Below are 22,144 nucleotides of genomic sequence, written 5' to 3'. Positions count from 1 at the left end.
TCTTGACAGGGCAGGGGTGCGCACCTCATTTCGCCTAATCAAACAGATAGAGCATGATGTCGTCCGAAAACCGCCTCACACTTTTCGGCATCATGTTCTTGGTTCCGACTGAATCGGCCTTGCATTCATGACCCAGAAAAAGCCACCGCTGACGATCAGGCTCTGCCAGCCGCGCGGCTTCTGCGCCGGTGTCGACCGCGCCATCCAGATCGTCGTGCTGGCGCTGAAGAAATACGGTGCGCCGGTCTATGTCCGCCACGAGATCGTGCACAACCGCTACGTCGTCGAAGGGCTGCAGAGCCTGGGCGCCGTCTTCATCGAGGAACTGTCCGAGATTCCGCCGGAGCATCGCCAGTCGCCCGTGGTCTTTTCCGCGCATGGCGTGCCGAAATCGGTGCCGGCGGACGCGCAGGCGCGCAATCTCTTTTACCTCGACGCCACGTGCCCGCTCGTCTCCAAGGTGCACAAGCAGGCGATGCGCCACCAGCGGCTTGGTCGCCATGTGCTTTTGATCGGCCATGCCGGCCACCCGGAGGTGATCGGCACGATGGGCCAATTGCCGGAAGGCGCGGTGACGCTGATCGAGACGGAGGCTGACGCCGCGCGTTTCGTGCCTGTCGACGCTTCGGCGCTGGGCTTCGTCACCCAGACGACCTTGTCGGTCGAGGACACGGCGGGCATCATTCGCGCGCTCCAGGAGCGGTTTCCCGAACTGCATGCGGCCGCGGCCGAATCGATCTGCTACGCCACTACCAACCGCCAGGAAGCGGTGAAGGAGACAGCGGCCGGCGCCGATCTTTTCCTTATCGTCGGCGCTCCCAATTCGTCCAATTCGCGTCGTCTTGTCGAAGTGGCGGAGCGCGCGGGCGCCACAATGTCGCTTCTCGTGCAGCGCGCCGCCGAAATTCCGTGGGATGAGATCGCCGGGATCAGGACGCTCGGCCTGTCGGCCGGCGCCTCGGCGCCGGAAATCATCGTCGACGAGATCATCGACGCGTTCCGGCAACGCTTCGACGTCACCATCGATCTGGCCGTCACGGCCACGGAAACGGAGGATTTTCCGGTGATGCGGGTGTTGCGCGATGTCGAACTGACGGCGGCCGACATGGCCTTCGTCAACGGAGCGGCGTGAAACCGGATGGCCGTCTACACCGACGTCAACGAAGGCGAGCTGACCGCATTCCTCAAGGCCTATCCGGTGGGTGAGCTGCTCTCCTACAAGGGCATCGCCGAAGGCACCGAGAATTCCAATTTCCTGGTCCACGCCTCGACCGGCTCCTACATCCTGACGCTCTACGAGAAGCGGGTCGACAAGGCCGACCTGCCGTTCTTTCTCGGCCTGATGGGCCATCTTGCCAGGAAAGGCATTTCCTGCCCGCTGCCGGTCACCGCGCATGACGGCACCGTCATCGGCACGCTGGCCGGCCGGCCCGCCGTCATCATCACCTTCCTCGAAGGCCTGTCGCTCAGGCGGCCGACGGCGGCGCATTGCGGCGAAGTCGGCAAGGCGCTCGCCAGCCTGCATCTTGCCGGCCAGGATTTTCAGATGCGAAGGCCGAACGCGCTGGCGATCGAGGGCTGGCGCAAGCTCTGGGCTGCCTCGCGCGAGCGCGCCGACGAGGTCGAGCCAGGGCTGGCGGCCGAGGTCGACGCCGACTTCAGCGATTTCGAGCGCAACTGGCCCACCGGCCTGCCGAAGGGCATCATCCATGCCGACCTGTTCCCGGACAATGTCTTCTTCCTCGGCGAGAAACTGTCCGGGCTGATCGACTTCTATTTCGCCTGCGACGACCTCTACGCCTATGATGTCGCCACCTGCCTCAACGCCTGGTGCTTCGAGAAGGATTTTTCCTTCAACCTGACCAAGGGGACGGCGCTGCTGGCCGGCTACCAGTCGGTGCGGCCGCTTCAGGGCGACGAGAAGGCGGCGCTGCCGATGCTGGCGCGCGGCTCGGCGCTGCGCTTCATGCTGACCCGCCTCTATGACTGGCTGACCATTCCGGATGGCGGGCTGGTGATGAAGCGCGATCCGACCGAATATATCCGCCGCATGCGCTTCCATCGCGCCATCAAGTCGCCATCCGAATACGGGCTGACATGAACAAGCAGATCGAGATCTTCACCGACGGCGCCTGCTCGGGCAATCCCGGGCCGGGCGGCTGGGGCGCAGTGCTTCGCTACAACGGCGTCACCAAGGAGCTGTCCGGCGGCGAGGCCGAGACCACCAACAACCGCATGGAGCTGCTGGCCGCCATCACCGCGCTCAACGCGCTGAAGGAGCCTTGCGCGGTCGACCTCTACACCGACAGCAAATACGTCATGGACGGCATCTCCAAATGGATCCACGGCTGGAAGAAGAACGGCTGGAAGACCGGCGACAGGAAGCCGGTCAAGAATGGCGAGCTCTGGCAGGCGCTCGATGAGGCCAACCGGCGTCACAAGGTCGTCTGGCACTGGGTTAAGGGCCATGCCGGCCACCCGGAGAACGAGCGCGCTGACGAACTGGCCCGGCAGGGCATGGCACCGTTCAAGAAGGGCCCGGTGAAGCCTGTTTTGGCGGCGCAGCCCGCAGCGCAGCCGAAGCGGCCGGCGGTTGCGAAGGCGCGACGCTCGACCCAGAGCTACTGATCGGCCATCGAGCCCGCATCTGATCGGAGAAAGTTTGCCTTGCCGATCGCCTATTACATTACCCATCCGCAGGTTCGGATCGACGCCAACATTCCGGTGCCGGAATGGGGGCTGTCTGACATCGGCCGGGCAAGGGCTGTTGCGATGCTCGATCAGCCCTGGATCGGCTCGATTGGGCGCATCGTGTCGTCCGCTGAACGCAAGGCGGTCGAAACTGCGAAAATCCTGGCGAAGCATCTTCATCTTGAGGTCGAGGTGCGGGAGCGGATGCACGAGAACGACCGGTCGGCGACGGGCTTCCTGCCGCCGCCGGAATTCGAAGCGGTTGCCGACGAGTTCTTCGCCAGGCCGCACGACAGTATCCGCGGATGGGAAAGGGCGATAGACGCACAGCAGCGCATCATGGACGAAGTCGACGCCGTGCTTGGCACCGGCCTCACCGGCAACTTGGCTTTCATTGGCCATGGAGGCGTGGGGACACTTCTGCTGCTTCTGCTCGATTCCCGCCAAATCAGTCGTGTCGCGGATCAGCCGGCGGGCGGCGGCAATTACTTCGCCTATGACATTGAGGCTCGCCGCATCCTGCACGGCTGGCGCCCCATCGACGAACTGGCGCCGCATAGCGGCATTTGATCGTCAGCGGATCAGCAGCGCCGTCGAGAACATGCCGAGCGCGAACACCGTGTGCGCCAGGAGGTTGAGCGCGCGCACATTCATCGGATTGGGAAGCTTGGACGCCGCCCAGCCGGCGCCCATGCCCGGCGCAAGCAGGAACCAGCCCGCCCCGACCGTGACGATGCCGAGGATGAAGGCCGGCAGGAATGTCGGCGCCGCCAGCCAGCCCGCGCCGGCGAGCACGACAAGGATCACGCCGTAGAGAATGCCGACGAGGTAGTGGAATGCCCAGCCGAGCGCCTTTTCATGCGCATAAGGTGCCGCCTTGCCGATATCGTCGTGAAAAACCCTCTTCGGCAGATGCCGCACCCAGCGTCCGACCATGCCCCAGTTGGGCAATGGCAGGCCGAACGCCTTGTTGAGGACGATCGCCCAGACATCCATGAATACTGTGGCGCCGATGCCGATCGCCACTGCGCGCCAGACGGTGTCAAACATCAGAGCATGATCCTGAACCGAAGGTCAGCGAACGCAAAAAGTGGAACTGGTTTTCGGACAAGATCATGGGGCCAACGAAACCTGACCTGATCTAGAGCTGCTCGAGGATTTTTGCCGCGCCACTCTCGTCGACGCCCGGCTTGGTCTCGACATTGAGCGCCACGACCTTGCCGTCGTCGACGATCATTGAGAAGCGCTTCGAACGCAGGCCCATGCCGGCCCCGGAAAGATCGTTGTCGAGTCCCACCGATTTGGCGAAATCGCCGCTGCCGTCGGCGAGATAGAGGATCTTGCCTTCGCCGCCGGTGAACCGCGCCCAAGCGCCCATGACATGCACGTCGTTGACCGAGACGACGGCGACCGTGTCGACGCCGCGGGCCAGGATGGCGTCATGATTCTCCAGATAACCAGGCAGGTGGTTGTTGCTGCAGGTCGGCGTGAAGGCGCCGGGAACGCCGAACAGCACGACTTTCTTGCCGGCGAAGATCTCATCGCCGGTGATCGACTTTGCGCCGTCCGCGGTCATGGTCTTGAAGGTCGCTTCGGGCAGTTTTTCGCCAACCGCAATGGTCATGGGGTGCCTCGCTTGGGGGATGGGAAGGATCGATGCCTTCGATATCGGACTGCGCGGGCTCCGGCAACTCTTCAGAGCAATTCCAGGAAAAGTGTGCAGCGGTTTTCCGTCCGGAATTGCGGCTCAGAAAGACCCTGGATCAAGGGAAAGGCAGCAGCCCGTCCACCGAACCCTCGGCACTGGTCAGCGTGTAATACAGCCCGCCATCGGTCGGCGCCGCCGACGGCCGGTCGAGGATCGGCACGGTGAAGACGAGCTTGCCATCCTTCTGACTGCGCACCGGCGCGCCGAACATGTAGTCGCGCTCGCCGGCGATGAAGAGATCGACGGATTGCGGATCGCCGGGCGACTGCGCCTGGACGACAAGGGTCTCATGGTCGCTGGACAGCACGCTGATGCCGAAATCGGACCGGGCCGGGGAGGGCAGCGTTGCAAGTGCGGTTTTCACCAGGGCCGCGTCGGTCGCGTTATCGGGGTCGGACCCGGGATCGACGCTGAGCCGGGTCTGCACTGGAATGCAGATCGTCTCGCAGATGCCGAGGAAGATATTGGCATCGATGGTCGCCGGCTGGTCGGGCGAAGACAGCGTGAACGTCACCGGCAGCGACACCGGACGATCGTAGCCGGCCCATTTGCCATAGCCGTCGTCATGCCGCTGCGGCGGCGGGAACGACAATTGCGCGTCGGCGACATTGGTGCTGCCCGATATGTCGAGTTGCGGCGGCACGCCGGCGTCGCCTGGATCGCGCCAATAGGTTTTCCAGCCGGGCTTCAACGCGATGTCGAGCACGCCGTGGATCTTGCCGGCCTGGTCGGGCTTGCCGGTGGTCACCAGCCGAACCTTGCCGCCTTCACTGTTGTACCAGTTCGAGGAGGAGGCCTCGGCCGATGGGCTTGTAGCCCACCCGAAAACGACGCCGAGAACCAGTAATTTCATGTATCGCATGCGGTGATTTGACCGTCCGTTCTTGGCCGCGCAATGACTTCATCGCTCTCCCGGTATCATATTTGCGTGACATCGGGGACTGGCACCATCTTTTCGGCGCTGCCGAAACGCGTTACGCTGAGGCCATGGACTTGCTGCGCCACAAGAAGTCGGCCGCCGGACGCGGTTTCCTCGACGATCAGTTCCTGATTGCCATGCCCGGCATGAAGGACGACCGTTTCGCGCGCTCCGTCATCTACATCTGCGCCCATAGCGACGAGGGCGCGATGGGCCTGATCATCAATCAGACGCAGCAGATGCTGTTTCCGGACCTGCTTGTGCAACTCGGCATCATGAACGAGCAGGAAGCGATCCGCCTGCCGGCGCATACGCGCGATTTCGTCGTGCGCAACGGCGGGCCCGTCGACCGCAGCCGCGGCTTCGTGCTGCATTCGGGCGACTATCGCGTGGAATCCTCGCTCAACGTCTCCGACGATATCTGTCTGACGGCAACCGTCGATATTCTGCGCGCCATCTCGACCGGCCGCGGCCCGCGCCATGCCCTCATGGCGCTCGGCTATTCCGGCTGGGGCGCCGGCCAGCTCGAAACGGAGATCTCCGAGAATGGCTGGCTCACCTGTCCGGCGACGCCGGAGCTTCTCTTCGACACCGATATCGAGCGCAAATACGACCGTATCCTTGCCTCGATCGGCATCGACCTCGCCCATCTGAGCGCCGCCGCCGGGCACGCTTAGCACGTTCGTCATCCTAGGGCGGAGCAAAAGCGACGCGCGCAGACCCTAGGATCCATGCCGTTACATCGAGCATAGAGTGCAGCGGTGCAGAACTCTGCAACGCTTTTCAATGCGTTAACGTCACGGAATGGATTCTCGGGTCAAGCCCGAGAATGACGATGTGATGGACGTAACGGCCAATCGCAGAGTGTCTCGCTACTCGATTGGAACGACCGGCCGTATCAAGCGCGCCAACCTAAGCCTGGGTCAGCGGATACTGCTCCCTCAGCGTCTTCAGCACCTGGTCGCCGGGCATCGGCGCGCCGAACATGAAGCTCTGCACATATTCGCAGCCCATCTGGCGCAGCTCCAGCGCGTCGCTTTCATCCGAAATGCCTTCCGCCACGACCGAAAGCCCCAGCTCATGCGCCATGTTGACCATCGATTTGAGCAGCACGGCACGCTTCGGCGTGGCGTCGTCGACGAAGCTCTTGTCGATCTTGATGGTGTCGAAGGGGAAGCGCGTCAGGTAGGAGAGCGAGGAATAGCCGGTGCCGAAATCGTCGAGCGACAATCCGATGCCGAGCTGCTTCAGCTTGGTCAGCACATGCGCGGTCTGCTCGGGATTGTCCATCACCAGGGACTCGGTGAGCTCCAGCCGGAAGCAGCGCGGTTTCAGATTGGCGCGCGCTATGACCGAGCGGACGTCGCTGACCAGGTCGCGGCGGATGAGCTGGCGGCTGGACAGGTTGACCGACACCGACAGCGGCGCGTCGCCGATCTGCTTCTGCCAGGTCGCGAGGTCCTCGGCCGCCTGCTGCATGGCGAACAGGCCGAGCTGCACGATCAGCCCGCAATTCTCGGCGACCGGAATGAAGTCCCCCGGCGGGATCATGCCGCGGCGCGGATGGTCCCAGCGCAGCAGCGCCTCGAAGCCGGCGACGCTGCCATCCTCCAGCCGCACGATCGGCTGGTAGGCAAGCGTGAACTCGCGCCGCTCGATAGCGCGGCGAAGGTCGGATTCGAACTGCAGCCGGTCGGTGCCGACGGTGCGGAAGGCGGGACGGAAGGGCTCGATCCTGTCGCCGCCGAAACGCTTGGCCTGGTGCATGGCAAGCTCGGCGTCCTTGACCATGTCCTCGGCCGAAGTCTGCGCCGTCGTCCAGGTGATCAGGCCGATCGATGCGGTGAGCACGATTTCTCGCTTGGCGAAGGTGATCGGATTGTTGATCGCGTGCTTGATGGCGTCCGCCATGGCAGCGATGCGGGCCGGGTCCTGTTCCGAAAGCAGCATCAGCGCGAACTGGTCGCCGGCAAAGCGCGACAGCGAATCCTTCGGCTTGAGCAGCCGGTGCAGCCGGCGCGCGACGGTGAGCAGAATGGTGTCGCCGGCGGAGATGCCAAGGCCGTCATTGACCTGCTTGAAGCGATCGATGTCGATGATGAAGACCGTCGGGCGCACCTTCTCCTCGGTGCGGGCGATCGAGATGATCGCTTCCAGTCGGTTCATGAACAATTCGCGGTTCGGCAGGCCGGTCAAATTGTCATGCACGGCGTCGTGCAGCAGCCTTTCCTCGGATTTCTTCTGCTCGGTGACGTCAATCATGGTGCCGACGCAGCGGATCACCTCGCCGTCGGAGCCGATCACCGGGCGGGCGCGCAGCGAGAACCAGTGGTAATGGCCGTCGGCGCCGCGCAGGCGGAAGTTCTGCGCTACCTTGCCGCGCCTATGCTCCAGCACCACGTCGAGCGTGGTGCGGAACGTGTCGCGGTCGTCGGCATGCAGCACCGGCAGCCAGTTGCGGGCCGCACCCCCAAGGCTGTTGGGCGCAAGGCCGAGCTGCAGGCTGATGTCGGGCTTGGTCACCACGCGGTCGCGCAGCACGTCCCAATCCCAGACGATGTCGCCCGAGCCGGCGACGGCGAGCGCCTGCCGCTCCAGGTCGGAGAACAGGCCCTGATGCAGCGCGCCGCCGGCAAAGGCGTGCTGCATGACCGTGAAGCCGATCAAGAGGATGATCAGGATCAGCCCGCCGCCCAGCGCCGGCTGGGCGATGTCGTTGTCCAGCATGCCGGTGATCGCCATCCACGATCCGCATAGCCATAGCAGCACCATCACCCAGCTCGGCACCAGCATGATCGCGCGGTCATAGCCGCGGATGCCGAGGAAGATGATGAGGCCGAGGCCGGTGAGCGCGGTGGCGGCGAACGAGATGCGGGCAACGCCGGCGGCGACCGCCGGATCGACGATGGCCACCCCCGCGATCAACAGCAGCCCGAGGATCCAGACCAGCGCGCCGTAGCTGAAATGACCATGCCACCGGTTGAGGTTGAGATAGGCGAACAGGAACACCACGAAGGTTCCGGCCAGGGCCACCTCCGTGCCGGCCCGCCAGATCTGCTCGTTGCCGGGCGATATCTCGATGATCTTGTTGAGGAAGCCGAAGTCGACGCAGATATAGGCCAGCACCGCCCAGGCGAGCGCCGCGGTCGCCGGGAACATCGAGGTTCCCTTGACCACGAACAGGATCGTCAGGAACAGCGCAAGAAGCCCCGAAATGCCGATGACGATGCCGCGGAACAGCGTGTAGGAGTTGACCGAGTCCTTGTAGGAATCCGGCTCCCAGAGATAGACCTGCGGCAGTTTCGGCGAGGCGAGCTCGGCGATGAAGGTCACCACCGTTCCGGGGTTCAGCGTCACCCGGAATACGTCGGCGTCGGGGCTTGTCTGGCGGTCGAGCGCGAAGCCCTCGCTGGGCGTGATGGCGGCGATGCGCGTGGAGCCGAGATCCGGCCAGAAGATGCCGGAATTCACCAGCCGGAAATGCGGCGCGACGATCAGCCGGTCGAGCTGCTGGTCGGTGGTGTTGGCGAGCGCGAAGACGGCCCAGTCGCCGCTCGAGCGAGCATCATTGGCTTCCACTTCGATGCGCCGCACGATGCCGTCGGGGCCGGGCGCCGTCGAGACCTGGAAATTCTCACCCTGGTTCCGGTAGATTTCCACGGCGCGCGATAGGTCCAGCGCCTTGTCGTCGCGCGCGATTTTGATCGGCTCGACGGCAAAAGCCGGCATGGCCGAAAAAAGCGTGACGACGACCGTCATGATGAGGGCGAATAGCGACGCTAATCGCGGAAAATTCGTCACAATCAGCCCTTCGTTCCATCGCCCGGCGGATCGTCCGCGATCCGGGCGTAGAGGTAGTGATCCTGCCAGATGCCGTTGATCCTGAGATAGGATCGCAGAAGTCCTTCGCGCCGGAATCCGGCTTTTTCAAGCACACGGATCGACCGGGCATTTTCGGGAATACAGGCAGCTTCGATCCGGTGCAACCGCAGCGTATCGAAGGCGAAGCGCGACACCAGCTTGACCGCCTCTGTCATCATGCCGCGGCCGCCGAAGCGTTCACCGATCCAGTAGCCGATATGGCCGCTCTGCGCGACGCCGTGGCGGATGTTGCCGAGCGTGATGCCGCCGGCGAGCTTGCCGCTCGATTTTTCGAAGATGAAGAAGGCGATAGCCGTGCCCTGGGCATAATCCTCGCGGTAGCGGCTGATGCGCAGGCGCCAGGCATTGCGGTCGAGCTCGTCCGGCTGCCAGCGCGGCTCCCAGGGTTCGAGGAAGGCGCGGCTTTCGCCGCGCACCGCCGACCATTCGCGATAGTCGTTGGTCAAGGGCACGCGCAGCGTGACCTTGTCGCCCTTCAGTGCCGGCAGGTCGCGGCGAAAGAAAGGGAGCGCGAACACGGTTTTGGTCGAAGATCAGACGGCGAGCCGGCGGGCCGTCGTCTGCGGGCCCGCAAGCGATTCGAGGATCGCCTCGTAGGGCGCCAGCGTGCCCACGGGACCGACCGCGGTAAGCGTCGGTCTGGTCGAGAACAGCCGCGAGGAGAGATCGGTCAGCCGCTCGACGGTCAGCGCCGAAAGCCGCTCCATCAATTCCTCTTTGGCAATCGGCCGCCCGAACAACAGCAGTTGCCGGGCAATCTGCGAGGCGCGGCTCGCTGGGCTTTCGGCCGACATGATCAGGCCGGCGCGATATTGCGCCCGCGCCCGGTCGAGCTCGTCCTGCTGGATGCTCTCGCCGGCCTTCTGCAATTCGCCGATGATCACCGGCACCAGCTTGGCGATGTCGCTCTGCCCGGTGGCGGCATGCACGCCGAAGATGCCGGTGTCGGAAAAACCCCAGTGGAAGGCATAGACTGAGTAGCAGAGGCCACGCTTCTCGCGCACCTCCTGGAACAGCCGCGACGACATGCCGCCGCCCAGGATCATCGACAGCACCTGCGAGGCGTAGAAATCGCGCACATGGTAGGCGCGGCCCTCGAAGCCGAGCACGATCTGCGCATCCATCAGGTCGCGGTCCTCGCGGAAGTCGCCGCCGACATATTGCGCATATTGCGGGATATTGCCCGCCGCCTTGGCGCGGAAGCCGCCAAGCCGCTTCTCGACCTCGCGCACGAAATTGTCGTGCTTGACGTCGCCGGCGGCCACGACGACCATCCGCTCCGCGTCATATTGGCGCTCGATGAAGCTGTGCAACTGTTTGGAGGTGAAGGATTTGACCGTCTTCGGCGTGCCGAGGATCGAGCGGCCGATGGTCTGATGACGGAAAGCCGTTTCGGTGAAGCGGTCGAAGACGATGTCGTCGGGCGTGTCGTGCGCGGCGCCGATCTCCTGCAGGATCACATGCTGCTCGCGCTCCAGCTCGTCGGGATCGAATTCGGATTCCTGCAGGATGTCGGCCAGGATATCGACCGCCAGCGGCACGTCGTCGGAAAGCACCCTGGCGTAGTAGGAGGTCGTCTCGACGCTGGTGGCGGCGTTGATCTCGCCGCCGACATTCTCGATTTCCGAGGCGATCTCGAATGCGCTGCGGCGCTTCGTGCCCTTGAACGCCATGTGCTCGAGCAGATGGGCCATGCCATGCTCTTCGTCGCGCTCGTTGCGGGCGCCTGACTTGACCCAGACACCAAGGGCAACCGATTCGATGCTTGGAAGGGTTTCGGTGGCGACTGTCAGGCCGTTCGACAGACGGCTTACCTCAACACCCATATGGCAAGTACTCCCTAACGCGCCGCCCGCGAGTGGCGGTCCACGTAATCTTCCACCATTTTCAAGTCGGATGGAAGTATCGTGTATTTTTCGTCGGCTGTCATCAAGCCGCCTAGCCATGCGGGCAGGGCAGGGGTGATGCCGCTCGCGGCCTCGACCGCCGCCGGGAATTTCGCCGGATGCGCGGTGCCGAGCACCACCATGGGCACCGCGCCGGAGTCCTGGGTGGCGGCGACACGGACGGCTGCGGCCGTATGCGGATCGAGCAGGTAGTTGCTCGCCTCGAGCGTCGCGCGGATGGTGGCGGCGACCTCGTCGACGCTAGCGCGGCCGGCATCGAACTCGGCGCGGATGCGCTTGAGCTCGCCCTCCTCGATGGTGAAGGCGCCCGACTGCTTCAAGCCGTTCATATAGCGCCGCACCGTCTCGGCATTGCGGCCCGCGGCCTCGAACAGCAGCCGCTCGAAATTAGACGACACCTGGATGTCCATCGACGGCGAGGTCGTGGCGAACACGCCCTTGGTGCGGTATTCGCCGCTCGCCAGCGTCCGCGCCAGGATGTCATTGTCGTTGGTGGCGATAATCAGCCGCTCGATCGGCAGGCCCATGCGCTTGGCGGCGTAACCGGCGAAAATATCGCCGAAATTGCCCGTCGGCACGGTGAAGGAGACCGGCCTGTCGGGCGCACCGAGCGACAGGGCCGACGAGAAGTAATAGACGATCTGGGCCATGATGCGGGCCCAGTTGATCGAATTCACACCCGACAGCGACACCCTGTCGCGAAAGGCGTGGTCGTTGAACATGTCCTTCACCAGGCCCTGGCAGTCGTCGAAATTGCCTTCGACCGCCAACGCATGGACGTTTGCCGCGCTCGACGTCGTCATCTGGCGCTGCTGCACCGGCGATACCTTGCCGTGCGGGAACAGGATGAAGATGTCGGTGCGGTCGCGGCCGGCGAACGCATCGATCGCGGCACCCCCGGTGTCGCCCGAGGTCGCGCCAACGATGGTGGCGCGTTTGCCCCGTTCCGAAAGCACATGATCCATCAGCCGCGCCAGCAACTGCATCGCCACGTCCTTGAAGGCCAGCGTCGGGCCGTGGAACAGCTCGAGGATGAAGGTGTTTTTCCCGGTCTGCACCAGCGGGCAGACGGCCTGATGCCGGAAAGTCGCATAGGCCTCGCGCACCAGCCGCTCGAAGACGGGCGCCGCGATCTCGCCGCCGAGGAACGGCGTCAGCACGCGGATGGCAAGGTCCGGATAGGCAAGGCCGCGCATGGCGCGGATGTCGGCGGCCGAAAACTGTGGCCACTCGCGCGGCACGTAGAGCCCGCCGTCGCGCGCCAGGCCGGCCAGCACAGCGTCGGAAAATCCAAGCGCGGGCGCATCCCCGCGGGTACTCACATATTGCATCGTCAAAGGCCTATTGCTGCCGGTCGCGTCATCCACGGCAATTGGTTAATTTTCCGAGCCCGCTCAGTCGCATTTTTGCCGCGCGGTTGCTATACGTCACCGGCTTTGTGAGAGGGAAGTGCAGTTTCATGGCGTTTTATTCGGTCAACCGTCGTTTTGTCGCGGGTCTGGCGCTCACCGGCTTTATGCTTGCCGCCGCCGGCTGCCAATCGAGCGACAATGGTATTCTTAACTTTGGTTTAACCAAGAAGGATCCCGTCGCGCCGCCGCCGCCGCAGGATCCCAAGATCCTTGCCAGCCAGCTGCGAGCCTATTGTCCGAAGGTGACGCTGCGCGACGGCACTGCCTATTTCAACACCTATGCCAAGGGCACGACGGCGAAGCCCAAGAAAAAGAAGGTTGACGCCGCGGCCGACGCCGAGGCCGAGGCAGCCGCCGCGGCCGCACAGACCGGACCCAACGGCCAGCCGATCGATCCCGCTCACGATCCGTCGAAGATTATCTACCAGGCGTCGATCACCGACGTGACGCGCGATTGCACCCATGCCAACGGCCAGATGTCGATGAAGATAGCCGTCGCCGGCAAGATCGTGCCGGGGCCGATGTTTGCGCCCGGCACCGTCACCATGCCGATCCGCATCGCAGTTCAGCATGGCGACGAGGTGCTTTATTCGCAGCTGCATCCGTACCAGGTGCAGGTTACCGACCCATCGGCCGCTACCCAATTCGTCTTCGTCGACAGCAATGTCGTGGTGCCGGAGCCGACCGCGCGCGACTACCAGGCCTATGCCGGCTATGACGAGAACACGCCGGTCGCCTCGGCGGACAAGCCGAAAGGCAAGAGGAAGAAGCGCGCTCCGGCGACCAACTGAGCAAGGGCCAGGATTCGAACGATCCTCAAGCGTCTTCCGACCACTCCGACAGCGCCGCGATCGTGCTGTTGAGCTCCGCCCAGCGCCGGATGACCGTTTCGGCGCCGGCCTCGGTCAGCGCATCGGCATGGCCCGGATAGCTGTGCCCGGCGCCGGTGAAGCCGATGACGCGCATGCCGGCGGCCCTGGCGCCGGCGATGCCGTGCACGGAATCCTCGATCACGAAAGTGTTCTTCGGCTTGGCGCCGAGCTTTTCGGCGGCGTAGAGAAACACGTCCGGCGCCGGCTTGGTCTTCTTGCTGGGAATATCGAGGCCCGAAAAGATGCGGCCGGCGAAGAACGGCAGCAGCCGCACCTTCTCCAGCATGAATTCGACCCGCTCAGTGCGTGAATTGGAGCAGACGGCGCGCGGCGCGGTTACGGCCGCCACCGCCTCGCGGGCGCCGTCGATGATGCGCACGTCTGCGCGCAGCTTGCGGTCGACGAGTTCCTCCTCGCGGTCGATCAGCGAGGCCTGGAACGGGATCCGCGACTTCTCCTCGACCCGCAACATGATGTCCTTGAAGGTCAGGCCGGCATAGGTCTCGGCAAGCTCCTCGGCCGAAATCTCGAATCCGGCCGACGTCAGAAGCTCGGCATCGATGCGCGCGGCAATGATTTCGGAATCGACGAGCACGCCGTCGCAATCGAAGATGACAAGGTCTGGCTGGGGCATGGCAATCCGGACGTTGAGAAGGGGAGCGTGGCATGGCTGGCCCAAGCGGTGCGGCATACACCAACAGGCCGCTCTTCGCAAACCGAGCAAGCGTCTGGAGCCTTCACTGAATGTTTACGCTGATCGGTAACCATAACAGTCAGTAAACCGTAACGCGTGCTTTGGGTGTTTTGATGTCTGCCATGCGTCTTCTCGACGAGCTTTCCCACGCTCCCCAGCGGTCCGAATGGCTGGATACCATCCTGAAAGGCGATTGCGTCGCCGCGCTTGACCGCCTGCCGGAAAAGTCGATCGACATCATCTTCGCCGACCCGCCCTATAATCTGCAGCTCGACGGCGACCTGCACCGGCCCGACCAGTCCAAGGTCGACGCCGTCGACGACGACTGGGACCAGTTCGAGAGTTTCGAGGCCTATGACGCCTTTACACGTGCCTGGCTGCTCGCGGCGCGCCGCGTGCTGAAGCCCAGCGGCACCATCTGGGTCATCGGCTCCTATCACAACATCTTCCGCGTCGGCGCCCGCATGCAGGATCTCGGCTTCTGGATCCTGAACGACATCGTCTGGCGCAAGACCAACCCGATGCCGAATTTCCGTGGCCGGCGCTTCCAGAACGCGCATGAGACGATGATCTGGGCCTCTCGAGACCAGAAGGCCAAGGGCTACACCTTCAATTACGAGTCCCTGAAAGCCTCGAACGACGACCTGCAGATGCGCTCCGACTGGCTGTTCCCGATCTGCACCGGCGGCGAGCGGCTCAAGGACGAGAATGGCAACAAGCTGCATCCGACGCAGAAGCCGGAGGCCTTGCTTGCCCGCATCATGATGGCCTCGACCAAGCCGGGCGACGTCGTGCTCGATCCCTTCTTCGGTTCCGGCACCACCGGCGCCGTCGCCAAGCGCCTGGGCCGCCACTTTGTCGGCATCGAGCGCGAGCAAGCCTATATCGATGCCGCCAATGAGCGCATCGCCGCGGTACGGCCCCTGGAAAGCGCCGATCTCACCGTGCTGTCCGGCAAGCGCGCCGAACCGCGCGTCGCCTTCATCAGCCTGCTCGACAATGGCCTGGTGGCCCCGGGCGCGACGCTCTACGACGCCAAGAAGCGCTGGGCGGCCAAAGTGCGCGCCGACGGCACGCTGGCCATCGGCGACAGCGCCGGCTCCATCCACAAGATCGGCGCCGAGGTGCAGGGGCTGGATGCCTGCAATGGCTGGACCTTCTGGCACTATGAGCGCAGCGGCGGCTTGACCCCGATCGACGAGCTGCGCCGCATCGCCCGCCTCGGCATGGAGCGGGCAGGGGGCTGATTCGCCTGAAGCTGAACCAAAACATCAACGGATCGCCGCAAGCGATTCAGATCAGGCAGCAATCCCCAGCCGCTCAAGGTCTGCTTTAAGCGTCTCGGCGTCGGTGAACAGCACCGCCTGCCAGCTGGCGGCCTTGGCGCCGTCGACATTCTTCTGGCTGTCGTCGATGAATAGCGAAGCCGCCGGATCGAGCCCGAACGAAGCGACGTGATAATCGTAGATGGCGCGGTCCGGCTTGATCAGGCCGATGTCGCCGGAGACCGTGATGCCGCGCGGCTTTTCAAGGAACGGAAAACGGGCGCGAGCCTCGCGGAATGTGTCCGACGCCCAGTTGGTGAGCAGGGTCACGTCGCGGCCGTCATCGATCAGGCCCTCGAGCAGCGCGACGCTGTCGTCATAGGCATGCGGCACCATATCGTGCCAGTGGCGGCGGAAGTTGCGGATGTTCTCGGCGTGGTCGGGATGTTCGGCGATCAGCGCCGCCTCGGCCTCTTCCCATGTCCGCCCGCGATCCTGCTCGATGTTCCAGGCGCTGGTGCAGACATTGTCGAAGAACCACCTCCGCTCCTCGGCATCGGGGATCAGGCGGCTGAATGGAATGTCCGGATCATAATGGATAAGCACCTTGCCGATGTCGAAGACGATATGGCGGATTTCGGTCATTGCGGTCCTTTCAATGCGGGTGCTGCTTTTTGGTCGCGCCCGGTATGGCCGTCTCGATTACCTTTTTCATGACGGTGGGCAGCGCTTCCCCCGAAATTTCATGGGCCACCGACCAGAAATGCCCCGCCGGCGCATCGCGCTTGACGTGGGCATGGAAGATTTCGAGCTCGAGAGCGAAATGGGTGAAGACGTGGCCGATCTGCCCGGCGCGCCGCCAATCGGCGGGAAAAGGCGCGGCATCCGCCGTCGTCGCGCCATCCACCCTGGCGGTCCAGGCGGTGGTCGGCACCTCCGTCATGCCGCCGAGTAGGCCCTTATCGGGCCGCTTGCGCAAGAGGATGGCGCCGTCGTCGCGCTCGGCGACGAAGGCGGCACCCTTGCGCAGCGGCTTGTCGTCTTTCGGCAGGCGGACCGGAAAGCGTTCCGGATCGCCGCTGAGAATGGCGCTGCAATCCTCGCGCACCGGGCACAGCATGCAGCGCGGTCGCTTCGGCGTGCAGATCGTCGCGCCGAGATCCATCATCGCCTGGGCGAAATCGCCGGGCCGCGTTTGCGGGACCAGCTTTTCCACCAGGGCGCGGATTTGCGGTTTGGCTTCGCTAAGCGGCGTCTCGATCGAATAGAGCCGGGCCACGACCCGCTCGACATTGCCGTCGACGACCGCCGCCGGCCGATCGAAGGCGATCGCCGCGATCGCCGCCGCGGTGTAGGCACCAATGCCGGGCAATTCGCGCAGGCCCGCCTCGGTGTCGGGAAAACGGCCGCCTCGCAGCGCCACGAGGTCGGCGCAGGCCTTCAGGTTGCGCGCCCTTGAGTAATAGCCGAGCCCGGCCCAGGCCTTCATCACGTCCTCGGCGGGTGCCGCCGCCAGCGCCTCGACCGTCGGCCATTTCTCGACGAAATTGCGGAAATAGGCTTTTACCGCCTCGACCGTGGTCTGTTGCAGCATCACCTCGGACAACCAAACGCGATAGGGGTCGGGCCTTGCGCCTCGCGCAAACGCGCTTGGCGTCACACGCCAGGGCAGGTCACGATGATGCGCATCATACCAGGCAAGCAGGCGGGCCCCGATATCCCGGGATCCAGCTTTGCTGGCATCTCCGGATCCCGCGTCGCCGGATGCGGCCTGCTGTGATGCCTTGCGGGTCTGGTTTAGTGGTGCCATTGATCGGATGAACTGGGGACTGGAGAACGCACATGGCAGGGAAAAGGCCCTTCGGCAATCCCGTTCCGGTCAGCGATCTCGCGACCGAGATCCTCGATCCGGTGCTGAAGAAGCGCGCCGGCATCTCGATAGGGTTGGTACAGTCCTGGGAAGAGATCGCCGGACCGCGCCTTGCTGCCTACTCGCGGCCGGAAAAGATCCAGTGGCCGCGCCGGCTGCATGAGGACGACCCGTTCGAGCCGGCGACATTGATCATCGCCTGCGAGGGCATGGCGGCGCTGCATCTGCAGCACGAGGCCGGCGAGGTGATCAATCGCGTCAACGCCTTCCTGGGTTTCAATGCGGTCGGCCGCATCAAGATTCTGCAAAAACCGGTGCTTTCGCAAAAGGCGCGCCCAAAGCCGGCGCCGCGGCCTTTGAGCGAGGCGGAGAAATCGAAGCTTTCGCGCATGGTCGGCAAGATCGAGGACGACGGCCTGCGCGGTTCGCTGGAGCGGCTCGGCGCCACAATTATGGGTGAAAGGAAGCCCAAAGGGTCGTAAGAAGCGTCATGAATGCGTTACCGATCTCGCGCATTCGTGATGCTTGTGATCAAGTTTCCCGATTAGATTGGGGATCGCGATGCCTTAATTCGCGCCAACTCTCGCCTTTTCTAGCCCTTGCATTGCAAAATCCAACCGATATCAGGTGATTCGCATGAACCGTGCCCCGTTTGGCAAAAGTCTGTCTCGCAGAAACCTTCTGACCACGCTGGCTGCTGTTCCTGCGGTGGCGCTGCTTGCAGCGTGCAGCGACTCCGGCGAGGAGGCCAAGGCCGCCGATGTGAAGCCGGCCAACCCGTCGACGCCTGCCAAGCCGGCCGCGACGCCGGCGGCGGCCCAGGTGCCCGAGGCGCAGGGCACCGTCGACATGGCGGAGCTGCTGAAGCCCGGCGCGCTGCCCGACAAGCAGCTCGGCAAGGACGACGCCAAGGTCACAATCGTCGAATACGCATCGATGACCTGCCCGCATTGCGCGCATTTCAACGACACCACCTTCCCTCAGTTGAAGTCGAAATACATCGACACCGGCAAGGTCCGTTACATCCTGCGCGAATTTCCATTCGACCCGAGCGCTGAGGCCGGCTTCATGCTGGCGCGCTGCTCGAAGGATAATTACTTCGCCATGGTCGACGTGCTGTTCAAGCAGCAGCCGAGCTGGGTTGGCGTCAGCAACACCAAGGAAGCGCTGCTGCAGATCTCGAAGCTCGCCGGTTTTACACAGGAGTCCTTTGAGTCCTGCTTGACGGACCAGAAACTTCTGGACGATGTGAGAGCAGTCCAGAAACGCGGAGCGGACGAGTTCAAGGTCGACTCGACGCCGACCTTCTTCATCAATGGAAAGACCTACAAAGGGGCGATGTCGATTGAGGAAATGTCGGCCATCATCGACCCTCTGCTCTGACATCCAGGCCGCGCCGAAGCGGTCCGGCTTCGGCGCGCACCCCTGTAGTGTTGGGCGGCGCGAATGAAGTTTTCGCGCCTTCGCCTCCTTGGTTTCAAGTCCTTCGTGGAGCCCGGCGAGTTCGTCATCGAACGCGGGCTGACCGGCATTGTCGGGCCGAACGGCTGCGGCAAGTCGAACCTCGTCGAAGCGCTGCGCTGGGTGATGGGCGAAAGCTCCTATAAGAACATGCGCGCGTCCGGCATGGACGACGTGATCTTCTCGGGCTCCGGTGCCCGGCCGGCGCGCAACACCGCCGAAGTCACGCTTTTCCTCGACAACACCGACCGCACGGCACCCGCCGCCTTCAACGATGCCGATGAATTGCAGGTGTCGCGCCGCATCGAGCGCGAGGCGGGCTCGCTCTACCGCATCAACGGCAAGGAAGCGCGCGCCAAGGACGTGCAGCTTCTGTTCGCCGACCAGTCGACCGGCGCGCGCTCGCCCTCGATGGTCGGGCAGGGCCGCATCGGCGAGCTGATCCAGGCCAAGCCCCAGGCCCGTCGCGCGCTGCTCGAAGAAGCCGCCGGCATCTCCGGCCTGCATACGCGCCGGCATGAGGCCGAGCTCAGACTGAAGGGTGCCGAGCAGAATCTCGAGCGGTTGGACGACGTCGTCGGCGAGCTGGAGGGCCAGATCGAGAACCTGAAGCGCCAGGCGCGCCAGGCCTCGCGCTTCAAGAATCTCTCGGCCGATATCCGCAAGGCCGAGGCAACGCTCTTGCATCTGCGCTGGACGCTGGCCAAGACGCAGGAAGGCGAGGCGCGTTCAGCACTTGCCGTCGCCACCACGCTGGTCGGCGACCGCGCAGCCGCCCAGATGGCGGCGGCCAGGGAGCAGGGCATCGCCGCGCACCGGCTGCCGGATCTTCGCGACGCCGAAGCCGCCGCCGCCGCCGCCTTCCAGCGCCTGTCGATCGCCAAGACCCAGATCGAGGAAGAGGCCGGCCGCATTCGCGCCCGCCAGACCGAGCTCGAACGCCGGCTGCAGCAGCTCGACGCCGACATCGCCCGCGAGGAGCGGATGGTGCGCGACAATGCCGACATCCTCGAGCGCCTGCGCACCGAGGAAGCCGAGCTCAACTCGGAAAATGCAGGTGCTGCCGAGCGCGAGGCGACCACGCGCGCCGCCTTCGAGCAGGCCGGCGCGACGCTCTCGCAAAGCGAGGCAAAACTTGCCGCGCTGACCGCCGAGCGCGCCGAGGCGGCTGCCTCGCGCCACCAGATCGAGCGCACGCTGCGCGAGACCGCCGAACGCCGCGACCGCTTCGCCCGCCAGCTTGCCGAGGTCGACCGCGAGCTGTCCGATATCGTCGCGCGGATTTCCGGCCTGCCCGATCCGGCCGAAAAGCGCCTGCTGGTCGAGGACGCGCTGGCTCGGCTGGAAGAGAGCGAGGCCGGCGCCATTTCCGCCGAGCAGGCCGTCGCCGAGGCTCGCGCGGCCGAAAGCGCCGCTCGCCCACCGCTGCAGGATGCAAGGGCCGAACTGGCGCGCATCGAGACCGAAGCGCGCACGCTGGCGAAGATCCTCAATGCCGCCAGCGGCGATCTCTTTCCGTCCGTGCTGGAGCAGATCAATGTCGAGCGCGGCTATGAAACCGCGCTTGGCGCGGCCCTCGGCGAGGATCTCGACGTCCCGCTCGACCGCAGCGCCCCGGTGCATTGGGGCGAAAGCGCGGTGCAGCCCGGCGATGCGGCGCTGCCTGAAGGCGTGAAGAGCCTTGCCAGCGCCGTGCGCGCGCCGCCGCAGCTTGCCCGCCGCCTCGCGCAGATCGGCATCGTCGACGGCGCCGACGGCCGTCGTATTCAGGCCCAGCTTGCGCCCGGCCAGCGGCTGGTCAGCCGCGACGGCGCGCTCTGGCGCTGGGACGGCCTGACGGCGAGCGCCGATGCCCCGACCGCCGCCGCGCAGCGGCTGGCGCAGAAGAACCGCCTGGCCGAGCTCGACGCCGAAGCCGTGCAGGCGACGCGCGTCGTGCGCGAGGCCGAGGAAGCGCTGGCTCGCGCCGAGCAGGGGATGCGCCTGGCAAGTGAGGCCGAGCGCAATGCGCGCCAGGCCGGCCGCGATGCCCAGCATGCGCTGGATGCCGCGCGTAACGCGCTGGCCGAGGCCGAGAAGGCTGGCGGCGAGCTGTTGAGCCGGCGCGCCGCGCTAGAAGAGGCACGCGCTCGCATCGTTGACAGCCACGAGGAGACGCAGGCCTCCTTCCTCGAAGCCGAGGAGATGCTGAAGGACGCGCCCGATCTCGGCGACCTGCAGCTTCAGCTCGAACAGGCTTCCGCCAACGTCTCGCGCGACCGCGCCACGCTTGCCGATGCACGCGCCGTGCATGAAGGGCTGCGGCGCGAGGCTGAGACGCGCATGCGCCGGCTGGACGCCATCGGCGCCGAGCGCAAAAACTGGGTGGAGCGCGCCGAAAATGCCTCGACGCAGATCGCCGCCCTTGGCGAGCGCAAGGCAGAAGCCGAAGCCGAGCGCGAGCGGCTGGCCGATGCGCCCGACGAGATCGACGCCAAGCGCCGTGCCCTGCTGACGCAGCTTTCCGAGGCCGAGGCGCTGCGCAAGGCTGCCGGCGACCGCCTGCAGGAGGCGGAAAACAAGCAGGCGGAGCTCGACAAGGCGGCCACCGCTGCCATCCAGTCGCTCGCCGAATCGCGCGAAACCCGCGTTCGCGCCGAGGAGCGGCTGACCGCGGCGGATGAACGCCGCGCCGAGGTCGAGGCGCGCATCCAGGAGGCGCTGAACACGCCGCCACATCTGGTCATCAAGCATACCGGCCTCGAAGCCGACGATCCGATGCCCGACATGGCCGAAATCGAACGCCAGCTCGACCGGCTGAAGATCGAGCGCGAGCGGCTCGGCGCCGTGAACCTGCGCGCCGAGGAGGAGCAGAAGGAACTGTCCGACAGGCTGGAAACCATCGTTTCCGAGCGCGAGGACATCATCGAGGCGATCCGCAAGCTGCGCCAGGCAATCCAGAGCCTCAACCGCGAGGGCCGCGAGCGGCTGCTGTCGGCCTTCGAGGTGGTCAACGGCCACTTCCAGCGGCTGTTCTCGCATCTCTTCGGCGGCGGCACGGCCGAGCTGCAGTTGGTCGAGTCGGAGGATCCGCTGGAGGCGGGGCTGGAAATCCTCGCCCGCCCGCCCGGCAAGAAGCCGCAGACTATGACGCTGCTTTCCGGCGGCGAGCAGGCGCTGACGGCGATGTCGCTGATCTTCGCGGTGTTCCTCACCAACCCCGCGCCGATTTGCGTGCTCGACGAGGTCGACGCGCCGCTCGACGATCACAATGTCGAGCGCTTCTGCAATTTGATGGACGAGATGTCGAAGACCACCGAGACGCGCTTCGTCATCATCACCCACAACCCCATCACCATGGCGCGCATGGACCGGCTGTTCGGCGTCACCATGGCCGAGCAGGGCGTCAGCCAGCTGGTCTCGGTCGATCTGCAGGCTGCCGAAGCGATGCGCGAGGCGAGCTGAAAGCTCGGCCGGTTCAGGC

The 22,144-nt window shown here is 64.8% G+C and carries 20 protein-coding genes; 10 read left to right on the top strand and 10 right to left on the bottom strand.

The window, feature by feature from the left end:
• Positions 1 to 127: 127 nt before the first annotated feature.
• Genes ispH through LB525_RS19095 form a run of 4 tightly spaced genes read left to right on the top strand, consistent with a single transcriptional unit; the run spans position 128 to position 3,261 of the window.
• Positions 128 to 1,132 carry a 4-hydroxy-3-methylbut-2-enyl diphosphate reductase gene (gene ispH, locus LB525_RS19110; RefSeq protein WP_140541535.1) on the top strand — a complete coding sequence of 335 codons (1,005 nt, stop codon included), beginning with the start codon at positions 128 to 130 and terminating at the stop codon, positions 1,130 to 1,132.
• A gap of 6 nt (positions 1,133 to 1,138) precedes the next feature.
• Positions 1,139 to 2,101 carry a homoserine kinase gene (locus LB525_RS19105; protein WP_224545852.1) on the top strand — a complete coding sequence of 321 codons (963 nt, stop codon included), beginning with the start codon at positions 1,139 to 1,141 and terminating at the stop codon, positions 2,099 to 2,101.
• On the top strand, positions 2,098 to 2,628 hold the full coding sequence (rnhA, locus tag LB525_RS19100) for a ribonuclease HI (protein ID WP_095766771.1): 531 nt from the start codon (positions 2,098 to 2,100) through the stop codon (positions 2,626 to 2,628). The genes LB525_RS19105 and rnhA overlap by 4 nt, the downstream gene beginning before the upstream one ends.
• Positions 2,629 to 2,667: 39 nt before the next feature.
• Positions 2,668 to 3,261 carry a histidine phosphatase family protein gene (locus tag LB525_RS19095; RefSeq protein ID WP_224545850.1) on the top strand — a complete coding sequence of 198 codons (594 nt, stop codon included), beginning with the start codon at positions 2,668 to 2,670 and terminating at the stop codon, positions 3,259 to 3,261.
• Positions 3,262 to 3,264: 3 nt separating this feature from the next.
• Here LB525_RS19095 and LB525_RS19090 read toward each other — a convergent pair whose 3' ends face one another.
• The 3 genes from LB525_RS19090 to LB525_RS19080 all read right to left on the bottom strand — a co-directional run bounded on the left by LB525_RS19090 (position 3,265) and on the right by LB525_RS19080 (position 5,261).
• Positions 3,265 to 3,741 (bottom strand): DUF2938 domain-containing protein, encoded by a 477-nt coding sequence (locus LB525_RS19090; protein WP_224545847.1) that lies wholly within the window; start codon positions 3,739 to 3,741, stop codon positions 3,265 to 3,267.
• Between the two features lie 91 nt (positions 3,742 to 3,832).
• Complete coding sequence (locus tag LB525_RS19085) at positions 3,833 to 4,315, bottom strand: peroxiredoxin (RefSeq protein ID WP_224545845.1); 483 nt, start codon at positions 4,313 to 4,315, stop codon at positions 3,833 to 3,835.
• A gap of 139 nt (positions 4,316 to 4,454) precedes the next feature.
• Positions 4,455 to 5,261 (bottom strand): protein-disulfide reductase DsbD domain-containing protein, encoded by an 807-nt coding sequence (locus LB525_RS19080; protein WP_318012412.1) that lies wholly within the window; start codon positions 5,259 to 5,261, stop codon positions 4,455 to 4,457.
• A 125-nt stretch (positions 5,262 to 5,386) separates the two neighbouring features.
• On the opposite strand from LB525_RS19080, the gene LB525_RS19075 reads away from it, so the two are divergent.
• A complete protein-coding gene (locus LB525_RS19075; protein ID WP_095767156.1) occupies positions 5,387 to 5,995 on the top strand; it encodes a YqgE/AlgH family protein in 609 nt (202 codons plus the stop codon).
• A gap of 235 nt (positions 5,996 to 6,230) precedes the next feature.
• Here LB525_RS19075 and LB525_RS19070 read toward each other — a convergent pair whose 3' ends face one another.
• Genes LB525_RS19070 through thrC form a run of 4 tightly spaced genes read right to left on the bottom strand, consistent with a single transcriptional unit; the run spans position 6,231 to position 12,438 of the window.
• Positions 6,231 to 9,119, bottom strand: a complete 2,889-nt coding sequence (locus LB525_RS19070; protein ID WP_176476983.1) for an EAL domain-containing protein — start codon at positions 9,117 to 9,119, stop codon at positions 6,231 to 6,233.
• 2 nt (positions 9,120 to 9,121) lie between these two features.
• Positions 9,122 to 9,718: a GNAT family N-acetyltransferase gene (locus tag LB525_RS19065; RefSeq protein ID WP_140541542.1), complete on the bottom strand. Its 597-nt coding sequence runs from the start codon at positions 9,716 to 9,718 to the stop codon at positions 9,122 to 9,124.
• Between the two features lie 15 nt (positions 9,719 to 9,733).
• Positions 9,734 to 11,026 carry a M16 family metallopeptidase gene (locus LB525_RS19060; protein WP_224545841.1) on the bottom strand — a complete coding sequence of 431 codons (1,293 nt, stop codon included), beginning with the start codon at positions 11,024 to 11,026 and terminating at the stop codon, positions 9,734 to 9,736.
• Between the two features lie 14 nt (positions 11,027 to 11,040).
• Positions 11,041 to 12,438 carry a threonine synthase gene (thrC, locus tag LB525_RS19055; RefSeq protein ID WP_224545839.1) on the bottom strand — a complete coding sequence of 466 codons (1,398 nt, stop codon included), beginning with the start codon at positions 12,436 to 12,438 and terminating at the stop codon, positions 11,041 to 11,043.
• Between the two features lie 128 nt (positions 12,439 to 12,566).
• Between thrC and LB525_RS19050 the strand changes: the two genes are divergently transcribed.
• Positions 12,567 to 13,310: a hypothetical protein gene (locus LB525_RS19050; RefSeq protein WP_224545837.1), complete on the top strand. Its 744-nt coding sequence runs from the start codon at positions 12,567 to 12,569 to the stop codon at positions 13,308 to 13,310.
• A 25-nt stretch (positions 13,311 to 13,335) separates the two neighbouring features.
• Here the strand turns inward: LB525_RS19050 and LB525_RS19045 are convergent, their stop codons facing one another.
• Complete coding sequence (locus LB525_RS19045) at positions 13,336 to 14,025, bottom strand: HAD family hydrolase (protein ID WP_140847323.1); 690 nt, start codon at positions 14,023 to 14,025, stop codon at positions 13,336 to 13,338.
• A gap of 173 nt (positions 14,026 to 14,198) precedes the next feature.
• Between LB525_RS19045 and LB525_RS19040 the strand changes: the two genes are divergently transcribed.
• On the top strand, positions 14,199 to 15,332 hold the full coding sequence (locus LB525_RS19040; RefSeq protein ID WP_224545835.1) for a site-specific DNA-methyltransferase: 1,134 nt from the start codon (positions 14,199 to 14,201) through the stop codon (positions 15,330 to 15,332).
• A gap of 51 nt (positions 15,333 to 15,383) precedes the next feature.
• Here the strand turns inward: LB525_RS19040 and LB525_RS19035 are convergent, their stop codons facing one another.
• The gene (locus tag LB525_RS19035; RefSeq protein ID WP_224545824.1) at positions 15,384 to 15,995 is read right to left on the bottom strand and encodes an HAD family hydrolase; all 612 of its coding nucleotides are present in this window, start codon (positions 15,993 to 15,995) and stop codon (positions 15,384 to 15,386) included.
• 10 nt (positions 15,996 to 16,005) lie between these two features.
• A complete protein-coding gene (mutY, locus tag LB525_RS19030) occupies positions 16,006 to 17,160 on the bottom strand; it encodes an A/G-specific adenine glycosylase (RefSeq protein ID WP_224545822.1) in 1,155 nt (384 codons plus the stop codon).
• Between the two features lie 32 nt (positions 17,161 to 17,192).
• Between mutY and LB525_RS19025 the strand changes: the two genes are divergently transcribed.
• From LB525_RS19025 to smc, 3 genes are all read left to right on the top strand, one after another.
• Positions 17,193 to 17,702, top strand: coding sequence for a DUF721 domain-containing protein (locus LB525_RS19025; protein ID WP_224545819.1), 510 nt, complete (start codon positions 17,193 to 17,195; stop codon positions 17,700 to 17,702).
• A gap of 154 nt (positions 17,703 to 17,856) precedes the next feature.
• Positions 17,857 to 18,603: a DsbA family protein gene (locus LB525_RS19020; protein ID WP_140847337.1), complete on the top strand. Its 747-nt coding sequence runs from the start codon at positions 17,857 to 17,859 to the stop codon at positions 18,601 to 18,603.
• Between the two features lie 63 nt (positions 18,604 to 18,666).
• On the top strand, positions 18,667 to 22,125 hold the full coding sequence (smc, locus tag LB525_RS19015; protein WP_224545815.1) for a chromosome segregation protein SMC: 3,459 nt from the start codon (positions 18,667 to 18,669) through the stop codon (positions 22,123 to 22,125).
• Positions 22,126 to 22,144: the final 19 nt, after the last annotated feature.

This window comes from Mesorhizobium sp. CA16, assembly GCF_020165175.1.
In the GTDB taxonomy this organism is placed as follows: Bacteria; Pseudomonadota; Alphaproteobacteria; order Rhizobiales; family Rhizobiaceae; genus Mesorhizobium.
Note: the sequence above shows the minus strand (reverse complement) of the source record. Positions and strands in the feature narration are given on the sequence as shown.